General features: G+C 48.9%; 12 protein-coding genes. 5 read left to right on the top strand and 7 right to left on the bottom strand.

Annotation, left to right across the window (positions count from 1 at the left end; genetic code table 11):
• Nucleotides 1–217 precede the first annotated feature (217 nt).
• The 7 genes from EII41_RS11025 to EII41_RS10995 all read right to left on the bottom strand — a co-directional run bounded on the left by EII41_RS11025 (nt 218) and on the right by EII41_RS10995 (nt 9,226).
• Nucleotides 218–868, bottom strand: a complete 651-nt coding sequence (locus tag EII41_RS11025; RefSeq protein ID WP_124790616.1) for a helix-turn-helix domain-containing protein — start codon at nt 866–868, stop codon at nt 218–220.
• 36 nt (nt 869–904) lie between these two features.
• Entirely contained in the window at nt 905–1,663 is a 759-nt protein-coding gene (gene kdsB, locus EII41_RS11020; RefSeq protein ID WP_124790615.1) for a 3-deoxy-manno-octulosonate cytidylyltransferase, read from the bottom strand.
• A gap of 62 nt (nt 1,664–1,725) precedes the next feature.
• Nucleotides 1,726–3,678, bottom strand: coding sequence for a membrane protein insertase YidC (gene yidC, locus EII41_RS11015; RefSeq protein WP_124790614.1), 1,953 nt, complete (start codon nt 3,676–3,678; stop codon nt 1,726–1,728).
• Between the two features lie 43 nt (nt 3,679–3,721).
• A complete protein-coding gene (locus tag EII41_RS11010) occupies nt 3,722–5,326 on the bottom strand; it encodes a CTP synthase (RefSeq protein ID WP_124790613.1) in 1,605 nt (534 codons plus the stop codon).
• A gap of 85 nt (nt 5,327–5,411) precedes the next feature.
• Nucleotides 5,412–5,921, bottom strand: a complete 510-nt coding sequence (locus EII41_RS11005) for a YceI family protein (RefSeq protein ID WP_185711901.1) — start codon at nt 5,919–5,921, stop codon at nt 5,412–5,414.
• Nucleotides 5,922–6,062: 141 nt separating this feature from the next.
• Complete coding sequence (locus EII41_RS11000) at nt 6,063–7,865, bottom strand: MutS family DNA mismatch repair protein (RefSeq protein WP_124790620.1); 1,803 nt, start codon at nt 7,863–7,865, stop codon at nt 6,063–6,065.
• Nucleotides 7,866–7,918: 53 nt separating this feature from the next.
• Nucleotides 7,919–9,226: a BACON domain-containing protein gene (locus tag EII41_RS10995; RefSeq protein ID WP_185711900.1), complete on the bottom strand. Its 1,308-nt coding sequence runs from the start codon at nt 9,224–9,226 to the stop codon at nt 7,919–7,921.
• 304 nt (nt 9,227–9,530) lie between these two features.
• Between EII41_RS10995 and EII41_RS10990 the strand changes: the two genes are divergently transcribed.
• From EII41_RS10990 to EII41_RS10970, 5 genes are all read left to right on the top strand, one after another.
• Complete coding sequence (locus EII41_RS10990) at nt 9,531–11,069, top strand: DUF3078 domain-containing protein (protein ID WP_124790610.1); 1,539 nt, start codon at nt 9,531–9,533, stop codon at nt 11,067–11,069.
• A gap of 174 nt (nt 11,070–11,243) precedes the next feature.
• Nucleotides 11,244–11,690, top strand: a complete 447-nt coding sequence (locus EII41_RS10985; protein ID WP_124752394.1) for a SoxR reducing system RseC family protein — start codon at nt 11,244–11,246, stop codon at nt 11,688–11,690.
• A complete protein-coding gene (locus EII41_RS10980) occupies nt 11,687–12,595 on the top strand; it encodes a Fe-S cluster domain-containing protein (RefSeq protein ID WP_124790609.1) in 909 nt (302 codons plus the stop codon). The genes EII41_RS10985 and EII41_RS10980 overlap by 4 nt, the downstream gene beginning before the upstream one ends.
• Before the next feature lie 9 nt (nt 12,596–12,604).
• Nucleotides 12,605–13,933 (top strand): electron transport complex subunit RsxC, encoded by a 1,329-nt coding sequence (rsxC, locus tag EII41_RS10975; RefSeq protein ID WP_124790608.1) that lies wholly within the window; start codon nt 12,605–12,607, stop codon nt 13,931–13,933.
• 42 nt (nt 13,934–13,975) lie between these two features.
• Nucleotides 13,976–14,932, top strand: a complete 957-nt coding sequence (locus EII41_RS10970; RefSeq protein ID WP_124752397.1) for an RnfABCDGE type electron transport complex subunit D — start codon at nt 13,976–13,978, stop codon at nt 14,930–14,932.
• Nucleotide 14,933: the final 1 nt, after the last annotated feature.

The following is a 14,933-nucleotide window of genomic DNA, read 5'->3' as shown; positions in this document are numbered from 1 at the left end:
TATCTCCCGCAAGTTGATTGTAATAAATCTGCGTGAAGATTTATCTCCCGCAAGTTGATTGTAATAAATCTGCATGAAGATTTATCTCCCGCAAATTGATTGTAATAAATCTGCGTGAAGATTTATTTCCCGCAAGTTGATTGTAATCAATCTGTGTGAAGATTTTTTGTATATGATGCAAAAGATGTGGAACGCAGACGAGGTCGCGTGACGCGGTTTATGTGTCGGGCGTTGTTTTTGTTTTCTCGTAAACGATTTGTCCGTTCTGCACGATGTAGCGTAAGGTGCCGACGGCTATCAGGTCGCTTACGATGTTTCGGGCGGTGAGGTAGCGGATACGCGCGATCCGGCAAAACTCGCGGAGGCTGACCGAAGGGTGTGTGTCGAGGTGGCGCATCAGTTTTTCGACGGGTTTCGTCAGTCGCAGCAGATTGCCGTCGTCGCTTTCGCGTTTTTGCCACGAGAGGAGCAAGGTTTTATTGGCCAGCTTGTTCTCGTCGGCCACGCGGATATAGGCTTTGTAGTGATCGTCCTTGTCGGGTGCCAGATACGGACGCGCGGCGCACGGCTCGACGTTGATTTCGAGTACCGTTTTGCCGTTGATCTCCCAATGCTTGGCCGTGAACGGCACTTCGGGACGTGTGTACATGGTCGACGCGGCCTCGACCATATAATACTCCTCGTCGCCCTGTATGCCGGCAATGTGTCCGTTGTCTTTGACGCCGATCAGCAGTCGTCCGCCGTCGGTATTGGCAAAGGCGCTGAGCGTTCGGGCGATTTTTTTGCTGTCGCTGACTTCGAATTTAAAATCCTGCTGCTGATGTTCGCCTTCCGCTATCCACGCTTCGATGGGATGTAACCGTTTCATCGCGATGCATTGCCTTTCGCTCTGTGTGGGGCGGTGTTACTTGGCCTGACTTCTTAGAAAGGCGATGGCGCGTTCCATATCGTCGGGCGTATCGATGCCGATGGTTTCCTGTTCGGTGATGCCTACGCGGATGCGGTAGCCATTCTCCAACCAGCGCAGCTGCTCAAGGCTCTCGGCCTGCTCGAGCGACGATTGCGGCAGGCGCGCGATTTCGCTCAACACGCCGGTACGGTACGCGTACAGCCCGATGTGTTTGTAGAACACGTGGTGCACCAGCCACTCGGTATGTACCTTTCCGCGGATGTAGGGGATGATGGAGCGGCTGAAATAAAGCGCGTCTCCGTTCTTGTTCATGACGACCTTCGGGGTGTTGGGATTGAAGAGCGCGGCCTCGAAATCGTCGTCTTTCGCGAAGGCTTTCGCGAGCGTGGCGATTTGTACTTCGGGCGAAGAGAAGCATTCCTTCAGTCGCTCGATTTGTTGCGGACGAATAAACGGCTCGTCTCCCTGAATATTGATGACGACGTCGAATCCTTCGCCCACTTTCGTCGATGCTTCGTAGCAACGGTCGGTGCCGCTGCGGTGCGTCTCGGAAGTCATCACCACTTCTCCGCCGAAGGCTTTAACGGCCGCTTCGATGCGCGCGTCGTCGGTCGCGACATACAGGCGGTCGACCGTTTCCTGCACCTGTTCGTAGACGCGACGGATCATCGGTTGTCCGTCCATATCGGCCAGCGGCTTACCCGGAAAGCGGGTGGAGGCGTAGCGTGCCGGTATAATGCCCAGAAATTTCATGTCTTTGCCTGTTTGTCGTATTCCTTTTTTGTTATTCCGTCTTAAAAACGTCGGGGCGCGGTTTACTTATTCCTTTCCTGACGTTTGTAGTTATGCGCCTGCTTCTGTTTGGCGCGTTGCTTCTGCTGACGCTCCAACTCGGCCTGCTGCTTGCGCTGCATCTCGGCCATCCGTTCCATCCATCCGGCACGTTTGCGAGGCTTCTTTTTGTTCTCTTCCAGTTTGGCCAGCAGTTTCTCTTCGTTCACCATGAAACGGATCGAGATGGTCTGCAAAATCGTGATCAGCGTCGAGATCAGGAAGTAGTAACTCAGTCCGGCCGATGCCTGATTGAACATGAAGAAAAGCATGATCGGCATCATGTACGTCATCATCGCCATTCCGGGCATCTGCTGCTGACCGGTGTTGCTCATGTTCATGTTGATCTTCGAATAAACAATCTGCACGATGGTCATCAGCAAGCAGAACAGGCTGATATGATTTCCCATGAACGACGTGATGAGCGGGATATCGGTATTCCACGAGAACACGGCGTCGAACGTCGAGAGGTCTTTGGCCCAGAGGAACGATTGCTGGCGCAACTCGATCGAGGTGGGGAAGAGTCCGTAGAGCGCGATCAGAATCGGTAACTGTAACAACATGGGCAGACAGCCGCTCATCGGACTGGCGCCGGCACGGTTATACAGTTCCATTGTCGCTCTCTGCAACTCCATGGCCTGTTCTTTCTTCGGGTACTTCGTTTTCAGCTCTTCGACCTGCGGACGCAAGACGCGCATCTTCGCCGTCGAAAGATACGATTTGTACGTCAGCGGGAACAGCACGAATTTGACGATCAGCGTCAGTAAGAAAATAATCAGTCCGTAGTTGGCGATATACCGGCTCAGGAAATCGAAGATCGGCATCACGAAGTATTTATTGATGGGGCGCACCCATTTATAACCCATCGGCACGAGCTCGTCGAGCGACAGCTCGTGGTCTTTGGCCACGCCGTCGTCGTATTCGCTGAGCAGATGGTACTTGTTCGGCCCGATGAAATAACGGAAGCCGATGCTTTTGCGGGCGGTCAGGTCGAAATCGACCGAAGTCGTCGTCTTAAATTCTTTCAGGTGCGCGGTGTCGGTGAGCAAACGCGATTCGAGCGTGGTGGCGGTGAACGCCTCGTCGGCAATGAGTACCGTGGCGAAGTATTTGTTTTTATAGCCGATCCATTTCAGTCGGTTGGCGATTTGTTTGCTGTCTTCTTTCGATTCGCTCAGCTTGTCTACGTCGTCAGCCGCGTATTTGTAGTACAGACCGGTGTACTGGTCTTCGTATTTTCGTCCGTGCTCGAGCTTGCGGGTCTTCTGCCTCCACGTAAAATCGAGCGAGTGCGTGCTCGGCGCGAGAATACCGTTCAGTCCCGCGCTCTCGATCGTGTAACGGAGCATGTAGTTGTCGGGTTCGAGCGTATAGGTGAAATCCATATAGCGTCCCTCGTCGATGGCTAATCGCATCACGACCGAACGGCCGTCGGCACTCGGGATAGGGGTAAAGTAAAGATCGGATGTATTGATGACGCGCTGATTGGCCGATACCATCGTGATGCCGAAATCGGACTCGTCGACGCCGTCGAAGAGCACGAGCGGCTGTTTGTCCCAAGTCGTATATTCTTTCAGTCGCGCGTAAGAGAGTTTACCGCCCTTGCTGCTGATTTTTACTTCGATTTGGTCGTTTTCGAGGGTTACGAACTCTTCCGTACCTTCGGCGGACGCGGCAAAATCTCCGAAATGCTGACGAAGTCTTTCGGTACGCACCGAATCGGGTAAACCTTCCAACGTTTCCGTGGCGGTCAGCTGCGTTTCTTTCGCGGGTTGGTTCAGTGCTTCGAGACGCGCCTGCTCTACCCGAGCCAGTGAGTCTCTATAATGTTGCTGAGCTTCTATTTGTTCCTGAGTCGGACGGTTCAGCCACGTGAACAGAAACAAAACCACCCCGATCAGGATAAAACCGATAATCGTATTTTTATCTAATGACATATCTTCTTTACTTCCTTACTACTTTAACTACTATACTACTTTACTACTTTCTTGTGATGGCCGCCTTGACGAAACTTACGAACAAAGCGTTTGGGCTCACCACCGTACTGTCGTATTCGGGGTGGAACTGTACGCCCACGAACCATTGCAGCCCGGGCAGCTCGACGGCTTCGACAAGGCCCGTGTCGGGGTTTTCGCCCACACACTTCATGCCTGCCGCTTCGAAGGTCGTCTTATATTCGCTGTTGAACTCGAACCGGTGGCGATGGCGTTGCTGCACCAGCTCCTTACCAAAGGCTTGATGCAGTTTCGAACCTTTCTTGAGTACGCAATCGTAAGCTCCCAAACGCATCGTACCGCCCATATTAACCACGTTCTTCTGGTTTTCCATCAGGTCGATGACCTTGAACGGGGTCTGCGGATCCATCTCCGTCGAATTGGCGCCTTCCATACCCAGCACATTGCGTGCGAACTCGATGACCATGCACTGCATGCCGAGACAAATGCCGAGACAGGGTATGTCATGCTCGCGTACGTAGCGGATGGCCGTCAGCTTGCCTTCTACGCCGCGCTGTCCGAAGCCCGGAGCTATCACCACGCCGTCGAGATCGGCCAACATGCTCTCTACGTTCGATTCGTTGAGTTTCTCCGAATGCACCAGACGAAGGTTCAATTTCCGATCGTTATAGATCGAGGCAATCAGCAACGATTCGTCGATCGACTTGTAGGCATCCTGCAATTCGACGTATTTGCCTACCAATCCGATGCGTACTTCCTTCGTTGCGTTTCTCTTGCGTTCGAGGAATTTCTTCCACGGCTTCAGCTCGGGCGTTTCTCCGGTTTCGAGACCGAATTTGCCGAGCACAATGGAGTCCATCTGCTGTTCTTGCAGCTTCAGGGGGACTTCGTAAATCGTCGGCACGTCGACCGACTGGATCACGGCTTCTTTCGAGACGTTGCAGAACAGCGCCACCTTGTGCAGAATCGTCGCGTTCAGCTCGTGCTCGGTGCGCAATACCAAAATGTCGGGCTGCACGCCCAGCTCCTGAAGCTGCTTGACAGAGTGTTGTGTCGGCTTCGTTTTATATTCTTTGGCCGCCGCGATAAACGGCACATACGTCAGATGTACGCAAAGGCAGTCGCGTCCGAGTTCCCACTTCAACTGGCGCATACTCTCGATAAACGGCAACGACTCGATGTCACCCACCGTTCCGCCGATTTCGGTAATCACGACATCGAACTTGTTCTTCGAACCCAACAGCTTGACGTTGCGTTTTATCTCGTCCGTGATGTGCGGGATCACCTGCACCGTCTTACCCAGATACTCGCCGCGTCGCTCCTTCTCAATCACGCTCTGATAGATCCGTCCCGTAGTAATGCTGTTGGCACGCGTGGTGGGAACGTTCAGGAAACGCTCGTAATGGCCAAGGTCGAGGTCGGCCTCATGCCCGTCGATGGTCACGAAACACTCGCCGTGTTCGTAGGGATTGAGTGTACCGGGATCTACATTAATATATGGATCGAATTTCTGAATAGTTACCTTGTAGCCTCTCGCCTGTAGCAGTTTGCCGAGCGAGGCCGAGACAATCCCCTTTCCTAACGAGGAAACGACACCGCCTGTCACGAAAATATACTTTGTATTTGCCACGATTGTTTTATTTTAGAAGTGGCAAAGATACGGATTTTCGACTATTTTCCGCAAGTTTCGTGAGAATTATTTGGGAACCTTTTCGTCAAAAAGGCAAGGCTACTTTTACTTTTACGGTATCCCCGATCAAGGATTTAAGGATGCCCGACCCGATATGAAATGTTTTCAGGGAGAGCTCGAATTCGGTTTTTAACACCTTTTTGCCGGCTTCTTCTACGACTTCGAACGTAATCTCTTTCACTTCTTTGGTTCCTTTGATATCGATCTCGAACGTACCCGTATACAGACCGTCGCTTTGCTTCGTGATGCGTTGCGAACGTACATCGACCGTCGGATACTTTTCGGCGAAGAACCAGTTCTCCGTTTGCAGGTGAGCGTCGCGCCGGCTGTTCCCGGTCGAAATGGAGCGTATCTCGGCTTTGCCTTGCGCCGAAGGTGTGGCCGACGATAAATCAATCGTATAGTCTACTTTTTCAAATGTGCCTTTGACCGTAGAAAAACCTTTTTTTACCTGAAACGACACCTGAGGCGTTTCGTTCTGAGCAACTGAAAACTGGAATAATAATGCCATTATTCCGAATAATATTCCTTTCATTTTATACATCATTTAATTGAACGGGCAAAAGTATAAAAAATAAGGAAATCGCCAGCTTCCCATCTTTTCAGCTCACTTGCTCTTTATGCTTTTGTGCTGTTTTTCGGTCGTTTTTTAAAGGGGGGAAGCGATCGACAACCATTATTCGGAAAGCGTAATCCCCATTTTCTTCATCAGGAAACTGGCGTTCATATTGCGGGCAACGCCCTCGCGCATCCGGTACGAGAACGTAAGCGTATCATCCGTAATATCGGCTTCGAAACGGTAGTTTTTGATATCGTGCGGAAATTCGTCTTCAAGCGTGCCGAGCAGCAGGTCGTGGGTGGCAATGATGCCGCAGGCTTGTTTGGCAACCAACTGCTTCATCAACGCCAGCGACCCTTTCTGTTTATCTTTCGAATTCGTTCCTTTCAGGATTTCGTCGAGGATGATAAAAAGTTTCTCTCCCGCGTTCAATCGGTCGATAATCATTTTCAATCGTTTGAGTTCGGCAAAAAAATACGATTCGTTGGCGACGAGCGAATCGGCTGTGCGCAGGCTGGTCACCAGTTGGGCGGGATAGACGGTCAGGGAGCGGGCGCATACGGGCATCCCCATGCAGGCCAGCAGGACATTAACACCGATCGTACGCAGATAAGTGCTTTTGCCGGCCATGTTTGCCCCCGTAACAACCATAAAATACGGATGTTTTGAGATGCGTACGTCGTTACGCACGCATTTTTCACGATGCAATAGGGGATGTCCCAATGCTTCTCCTTCCATCGTGAAATATGTCTCTGCGATAGCAGGATAGGGGTAGTCGGGGTGATTGAAGGCAAAACCTCCCAGCGAACATAAGGCATCCGTCTGCGCCAAGGCCTCGAACCAGGCATCGAAATGCGCCGAATGAGTGCGAAGCCATTGTTCCATCAGCATGACTTGACGCATATTGCGCAGATAGAGCAGGTTTAAAATGATACCGATTGTACTGTATCGTTGATCCAGCGCACCGATGATGCGCGACATACGGCGGATGGCACGTGAAGCGCTTGTTTTCTCCGAAACGAATCGCTGTTGCAGCGAGGAGAGGAGAGGCGCATCGAATGTCTCCTGTTCTATCTTCCCGATCAGTACGGAATAAGACCGTAGCAGTTGCTCCATCTTGTCGATCGAACGACATAGCTGATGAATCTTGCGCCCCGGAAGATTCGCGATCAAAAAACTGAGGGCAACCATCGCTCCGGCTGTCCAACCGGGCAGCCACCCGAAACCGATGCCGGCGATTATGGCCAACCATGCCGAAGGCACCAACCAAAGCATCGCTCGCCATACAGCGCCGAAGGACGAGGCGTCCGCGGCCTTTCCGGTCAAGGTCTTTAACTGTATCAGATCGTCACGATGCCCTTTGCACCCAATGCCCGTGACGTAAAAATCTTGTCTGAACGCTACTTTTCCGGTCAACTCGCGCACAGCCTGCTGACGGGTTAAAATCTCTCGCTTTGTTTCCAGCGGATGCATAAACCATTCGGCCAGAAACGATTCGCCGATCGAAGTGACGGTTCGATTGATGCTTTGAAAGAGTGACTGCGTACCGAACACATCCAGATCGAGTGTAAAAGGGTGTTGCGTGTCGATTCGTTCCGGCGCTCCCTCAAAGGCGCTGAAATCATAATTCAACGCCTTTTTCTCGTCCGTATTGAGCTGTGTCATGCCTTCCGCGTACGCTTTCTTTTCCGACAGCTTCGTATGGTAGATCAATAGTGCCATAAAAGGCAATGCAAATGCAGCCGTCCATGAAGTTAGCGTTATCCATCCTGCTTCCCAGAAAAACCATAATATGATTATGGCCGTAACAAAAAGAAAGAGCCGTAGCGTACCGACATGATACATCCGTCGTTTCAAGCGTTGGCGTATAGCGGTATACTTTGTTATCTGCTCGTCGTAAAATCGAATCACTTCTTCCATCATAACGGGGCAAAAGTAGGCCAAAACCGTCGAAAAGAAAAACAGGAGGGGGCCTAAGGCAAATGTAGGTGCAGATGCATTGTTCTATCCGGCAAGAAATGGTCGTAATTCACAACTGAAAATGTAAGCGGGATAATAGCCCCTTTATTTATGCTTTCCGTATACCGGGTGATGATTTCGGCACCTCCTTTTTCGGCTCGCAGTTCTTTCCGGCTGTTATAGTGCAGATAATACAGTTTCGCTCCATCAACGACCGATTGCTCCTGTTTGTTTAATGCCTCTTTTCTTTGCACTTTCCCGACAATGGTTCTTACGGTTTCCTCCTCTTCGTCTGTTTCGATAATCAGATAAGCTGTTCTGCCATAACTTATATTATCAATATAACAGAGCGAATTTAGTATGTTTTTGTCAGTAATCTTCTCCTTAATAAGGAGACCATCGGTTGGAAGTTCCATGAAAATATTAAACAACTTCACGCTGTATGAAAAGATGTATCCCTCCTCATTTTCAGGCATTTCTTTCTGCCGGTAGGAAGAGCCGGAGATCAATTTGTCGAGTTCGACACCGAGATTACCCATTCCTAAGAGATGAAGCTGTCTGTACGTCGTGTATTTAACAGGGGTGTTGGAGTAATAAAATCCCATGTTCTGCTTCAATGGTTTAGTCTTTATCATCTCATCTACAAATTCATTCAACGCTTTTATCGACGGTACCGTTTTTTTAACCGAGATATGAATACCGGCAAGAAAGGCAAGTTGAATCGGGTTATACGTATATTGGTGATATTCTGTCAATTCGGTGGGTCTCTCCATTTTGTTTTTTATCAGATTGCCGGGATAAATTTTGTCTCGGATAGCCTGATTGATAAAAATATCTTCGCCGGAAAAAGTATAGAAACGTTCAACCCCGTCTTTTCCCTGCGTATAGTTAACATCGTTGAACCAACAAGTCGGAAGGTGCTGCCAGATGATTTGCTTATCTTTTTTTCGATATGCCTGCACAATAATGATATGTTTTTCTACCAGTTCCCCGGATATTTTTATTCGCGCCTCTCTGGTATTTTTCGTTTTATTGGGAGTTATTTTGATTCTGATTAAACTGTTTTCAGGATTTCGTTCTTCCTGTATCGTACACCAGTCCGGTATATCGCTGGCAGTCCATTGAATATTCGACGCAATCCGAACCGTATCCTCCCTGCCCAAAGCATCTACAGCCAAATGTTCTTTGTCGACCGTGATAAACGGTTTGAGGCGTTCCTCCTCTTTGCATGCAAATAGCAAGAGAAGAGCTAAAAAACATATTCCCGAAAGCTTGGAAACACTTTTTGTGGATGTCAATACGGCAGATGCCGGTTTTTCCATTGTGGCGGATGCTTTTTCCTTTAGTATCCGACCTGTTAAAGTAAAGTTTTTTTCGATCATTTTCTTAAACTTGATATTTTCACAGAGGCAAAGGTAAAAAACTCAACAGAACTTTTCTTATGTTTTTATACTATTTTATTCAATTCGGGTCTCTCTGTCCTAAAATAAATGATCCGGCAGATTGCAGATTACATATACGTGATGATGTTCTGCAAATATACGAAAACACGAGGGCTTTTTACGCTTCCGGTGCAGAATATTCCGCTTTTTGTCTAATTTTGTACGCTCAATTGATATATCAATAATGAAGACAACAATACAACGGACATTTTTTTATATTTCCATCACAGCGTGTCTATATGCGGTACTTCCGGTAAGAGCACAAGATCTCAATTTCAATGAAAAGATTCGTCGGCTGATTGAAAAAAGCAATCAACCGGATACGGTTCCGATACCGAAACCTCGCTTAGTGCCGATAGAGCTCCCGGTCGATTCTGTCGTGACAGAGACCGTTGCGAATTCGCACACGGTAGAAAAAGATACGACTTCCTCATCTCATCGTGCGATTCGCAAGCGTACCCTCCTCATGTCGGACGAGGCGATCTATTGGTCGAGGCATTGGGATAATTCGCACAATGCCATACCGGAAGGGTATACTTTTCGCGATACGATTATCGTGAACCGTTTGTTTATGCCCGTCCTCTTTAAAAAAGAAAATTTAGTTCAACCGGAAGAAATTCATTTTTATGAGCCGAAAGATCTGAACGAAATATCATGGACACAACCTCCGTATGTTCCTTTCAAGATGTTCGAAGCATTCCGGCGGAGAGGGATTATCCAAGATTATGCCTACCGTTATGTACGGCGTCATCACCCCGATTATTTCCGTTACAGCGCCGAACATCTGCCCCAAGAAAAGACAAGGCATATTTGGCAGAAAGAAGATGTGCAGATCCCTGTTCATAAGATAGAAACGAGTCCGGACGACTATACGGCTCCCACCAAGTTTATCCCCGACCGACGGTATTGGACTTCCTTGTTCGAAGCATCTCTCAAGTTTTCCCAAAACTACGTTTCGCCCAACTGGTACAAAGATGGTACGAGCAATTTGAATATTCTGAGTAAAAATCTGTTTCAATACAATTATGCGCGAAACCGGTTCCAACTCAAAAACCTGCTTCAAGTCGATATGAGTGTATATACGGCATCGGACGATACACTCCGAAATCATAAGTTCGGAGACAACCTGCTCCGATTCTACAGTAACTTCGGCTATAGAGCATGGAGCAAGTGGTATTATACGGTCGACTTTGAATTCAAGGCTCCATTATTTACGAACTATAAGAAGAATACAATGAAAAAGCAAGTGGCGTTTCTCTCGCCTTATATCATCAACATGGGGCTTGGTATGAAATATGATCTGAACAAGAAATACGCGAAAAGAGGCCGTTCGTTGAAGTTAGCCGTTAATGTCGCTCCCATATCGTATACGTATATGGCCAGTGTGGATGATAACATCAACCGAGGAGTGCACGGCTTTCAGAAAGATAGCCAAGGGGGATACGAGAAATCGTTGAATAGGCTCGGTTCTACCGTGCGTATGGATATGGTATTGAAACCGAATCGGAACGTTACCTGGAAGTCGCGGTTTTATTACAACACGACATATAAGAATGTTTTAGCCGAATTTGAAAATACGTTGGATATGGCTATCAGCCGTTACTTTTCGACGATGATCAATGTTCATTTGCGTTTCGATGACAGCGTGACGAAAACGAAGGGGTATAATTCATATCTCCAGACAAACGAGACCCTCAGTTTTGGTCTGCGGTATGTTTGGTAACTTATACAGATTGGCATGTTTCGCTTTTTTTTGAATAAAAAAGGTGATCTTGTTGTTCCCGAAATGCCGCCCTGTGACATTTAACAAAAAATATCATTTTAAGGTGTTGTGTTTATCTTTTTTTGATTACTTTTGCCGCGATTTGCAAACTCGACATTGCAATCTGATGACTTTATGGTGAAATTTATTCAACATCGTGGTATCGTGAAGAATATCGAAAACAATACGGTATTCGTCCGTATAGAGCAGCAGAGCGCATGTAGCGCATGTCATGCGCGGTCGGCTTGTCTGGCTTCGGATAAGGCAGAAAAGATTATCGAGGCGACGGGTGACGGAAGGTTGTTCGAGCCGGGCGAGGAAGTCGTGGTATCGGTGCAGTCATCCATGGGTATGCAGGCCGTCGTACTCGCTTTTGTGCTTCCGTTTTTTCTCGTTGTTGCGGTTGTATTCGCCGGTATCAAACTGACGGGTGACGAAGGCATCGGTGGATTGACCGGGCTGGCCTTTCTTTTTCCTTACTACATTTTGATCTATTTGTTGCGTAATAAGATAAATAAGCGATTTTCATTTACGGTTTCGAAAGCCGCTTCCGTTGGTGATCCTGTAATCAATTATATATAATGTATATAGCAATTATTCTATTAGGAGTAGTAGGTGCTGTTGCAGCCCTCATTTTATTCGCGGTATCAAAAAAGTTCGAGGTGCACGAAGATCCACGCATCGGACAGATACAAAATGCACTACCGGGAGCCAACTGTGGCGGATGCGGTTTTCCCGGATGTGGTGGGTTTGCCAATGCCTGCTTTAAGGCCGAGTCGCTCGAAGGGTTGTTTTGCCCGGTCGGAGGAGCGGATGTGATGAAGCAGGTGGCTGCCATTATGGGGAAAGATGCGGGCGAAAGTGTGCCTAAAATCGCCGTCGTGCGATGCAACGGTACGTGTGAAGCCCGTCCGCGTACAAACACTTACGACGGTGCCCGAAGCTGTGCGATCGCTGCCGCGCTATACAGTGGTGAGACAGGATGCTCGTTCGGATGTTTGGGATTGGGAGATTGTGTGGATGCTTGTGATTTCGATGCTATCCACATCAATCCGGAGACGCTGCTTCCCGAAGTCGTCGAGGATAAATGTGTGGCATGTGGTGCTTGTGTGAAAGCGTGTCCGAAGCATATCATCGAATTGCGAAAGAAAGGGCCGAAATCACGGCGTATCTTCGTGTCTTGTATGAATAAAGACAAAGGAGGGGTTGCACGGAAAGCTTGCTCGAATGCTTGCATCGGCTGTTCAAAATGTAAAAAAGAGTGCCCGTTCGAGGCGATCACAGTGACGAATAACTTGGCTTATATCGATGACACGAAATGCCGCCTGTGTCGTAAATGTGTGGCTGTTTGTCCGACAGGTGCGATTCATGAGCTCAATTTCCCGCCACGTAAAGAAAAAGAGAAAGAAGCTGTGGCCCCGACTCCTAAACCGGCTCCCCAGCCTGAAGCGAGCGTTCCGGAAACATCATTGACAACTAACAATTAACGATTCTATATGTACACCTTTCGAATTGGAGGGATTCATCCATCAGGAAACAAGCTGTCGGCAGGACGTCCGATAGAAACGATCGCACCGACGGCCACGGTGGTTATACCGTTGGGGCAGCATATTGGTGCGCCGGCGGAAGCCGTTGTTGCCAAAGGCGACAAAGTGAAGGTCGGCACATTGATTGGAAAAGCATCGGGTTTTGTTTCGGCCAATGTCCATTCGTCTGTTTCGGGGACGGTGGCGAAAGTCGATACGATGATCGACGGGGCAGGCTTGCCGAAGCCGGCTGTTTATATCAACGTCGAAGGCGACGAATGGGAGCCAAGTATCGATCGCGACGAGGCAATTGTTAGAGAGTGTACGCTCTCGGCCAAAGAGATTGTCGGCAAGATTGCCGATGCCGGCATTGTCGGTATGGGCGGGGCTACGTTCCCCACGCAGATCAAACTCTCGCCTCCTCCCGGAAGTAAAGCTGAGCTGTTGATCATCAATGCGGTGGAGTGTGAGCCGTACTTGACCTCCGACCATGCGCTGATGCTCGAAAAAGGTGAACAGATTGTCATCGGAACGAGCATTCTGATGAAAGCCATCGACGTTCGCCGTGCGGTAATCTGCATCGAGAGCAATAAGCCCGACGCAATTCGGTTATTGAAGCAACTGGCTCAATCACAAAACGGAATTGAGATAATGCCGTTGAAAATGAAATATCCGCAAGGAGGAGAGAAGCAGCTTATCGATGCGGTGATACGGCGTCAGGTGAAGAGCGGAGCATTACCGATCTCCGTCGGTGCTGTGGTACAGAACGTGGGTACGGTTTATGCCGTGTACGAAGCCGTTCAGAAGAATAAACCGCTCATTGAACGTGTCATCACGGTTACGGGAAAAAGTATTGCCCGGCCATCCAATTTCCTCGCGCGTATCGGTACGCCGATCAGTATCTTGATTGAAGCAGCCGGCGGCATGCCCGAAGATACCGGTAAGATTATCGGTGGCGGCCCGATGATGGGACGTGCAATGATTAGTGCGGATACTCCTGTGATGAAAGGGAGTTCCGGCGTGCTCTTGATGACGAAAGCCGAATCGGTACGCAAGCCGATGCGCGACTGCATACGTTGTGCCAAGTGTATCAATGTCTGTCCGATGGGATTGGCTCCTAACTTACTGATGAACCTCACCCTTTACAAGGCTTGGGACGAAGCGGAAGAAAACTACGTAGTCGACTGTATCGAATGCGGTTCGTGCAGCTATACCTGCCCGGCTAATCGTCCGTTGCTTGATTATATCCGTATGGGTAAAACGACCGTGATGGGAATCATGCGGTCGAGAAAGAAATAACCTGTTGATTGAATATTGTATAAATTAACAAGATAAATATAAATGAACTCAACATTGATCGTTTCTCCGTCGCCTCATGTTCACAGCGGCGATTCGATAGGCAAGAATATGTACGGCGTACTGATTGCTCTTGTGCCGGCTTTTCTCGTCTCGCTCTATTGCTTCGGTTTGGGAGCCTTGATTGTAACGCTCGTGTCTGTCGTGTCGTGTGTGCTTGCCGAATATCTTATTCAGAAATACTTGTATAAAAAAGAACCGACGGTCAGTGATGGCTCAGCCGTTCTGACGGGCGTATTGCTGGCGTTTAACCTACCGTCGAACTTGCCTGTATGGATCATTATCCTCGGAGCATTGTTTGCGATCGGTGTCGGTAAAATGTCGTTCGGCGGGCTGGGTAACAACATCTTCAATCCGGCCTTGGTAGGACGTGTGTTTCTGCTGATCTCGTTTCCGGCACAGATGACGACATGGCCTGTTGCCGACGTCCTCCCGATGACGTATATGGACGCTCAAACAGGCGCTACGACTTTGTCTCTGATTCATTACAGCAAAGATTTTGCCGATGCGACACAGTCTGCCATCGGACTGACGGGCGGAAGTCTCGGCGAGATGAGTGAAATCGCGTTGCTTATCGGGTTCGCTTATATGCTGTTTCGCAAGATCATCACATGGCATATTCCGGTGACAATTGTTGTGACGGTAGCTGTTTTCACGGGCATTCTGTATCTCTTCAACCCGACGCCGGTGAATCATCCGCTGATTCATCTCACTTCGGGAGGGCTGATGCTCGGTGCCGTGTTTATGGCTACAGACTATGTTACTTCACCGATGGCAAAAAAAGGAACGATCGTGTACGGTATTGGTATTGGCGTATTGACCGTCCTGATCCGTATTTTCGGTGCCTATCCTGAAGGGATGTCTTTTTCTATTCTGATTATGAACGGACTGACTCCACTGATCAATACATACTTCAAACCTAAACATTTCGGAGGTAAATAAG

This window comes from Tannerella forsythia (assembly GCF_003860135.1).
In the GTDB taxonomy this organism is placed as follows: Bacteria; Bacteroidota; Bacteroidia; order Bacteroidales; family Tannerellaceae; genus Tannerella; species Tannerella forsythia_A.
This window is presented reverse-complemented; position numbering and strand designations above follow the sequence as displayed.

Coding starts and splice junctions, on each gene's coding strand:
- kdsB (WP_124790615.1), bottom strand. CDS start 1,663: ATGAAATTTCTGGGCATTATACCGGCACGCTACGCCTCCACCCGCTTT.
- EII41_RS10985 (WP_124752394.1), top strand. CDS start 11,244: ATGGTGAAATTTATTCAACATCGTGGTATCGTGAAGAATATCGAAAAC.
- EII41_RS10970 (WP_124752397.1), top strand. CDS start 13,976: ATGAACTCAACATTGATCGTTTCTCCGTCGCCTCATGTTCACAGCGGC.
- yidC (WP_124790614.1), bottom strand. CDS start 3,678: ATGTCATTAGATAAAAATACGATTATCGGTTTTATCCTGATCGGGGTG.
- EII41_RS10990 (WP_124790610.1), top strand. CDS start 9,531: ATGAAGACAACAATACAACGGACATTTTTTTATATTTCCATCACAGCG.
- EII41_RS10995 (WP_185711900.1), bottom strand. CDS start 9,226: ATGGAAAAACCGGCATCTGCCGTATTGACATCCACAAAAAGTGTTTCC.
- EII41_RS11005 (WP_185711901.1), bottom strand. CDS start 5,921: ATGAAAGGAATATTATTCGGAATAATGGCATTATTATTCCAGTTTTCA.
- rsxC (WP_124790608.1), top strand. CDS start 12,605: ATGTACACCTTTCGAATTGGAGGGATTCATCCATCAGGAAACAAGCTG.
- EII41_RS11025 (WP_124790616.1), bottom strand. CDS start 868: ATGAAACGGTTACATCCCATCGAAGCGTGGATAGCGGAAGGCGAACAT.
- EII41_RS11000 (WP_124790620.1), bottom strand. CDS start 7,865: ATGGAAGAAGTGATTCGATTTTACGACGAGCAGATAACAAAGTATACC.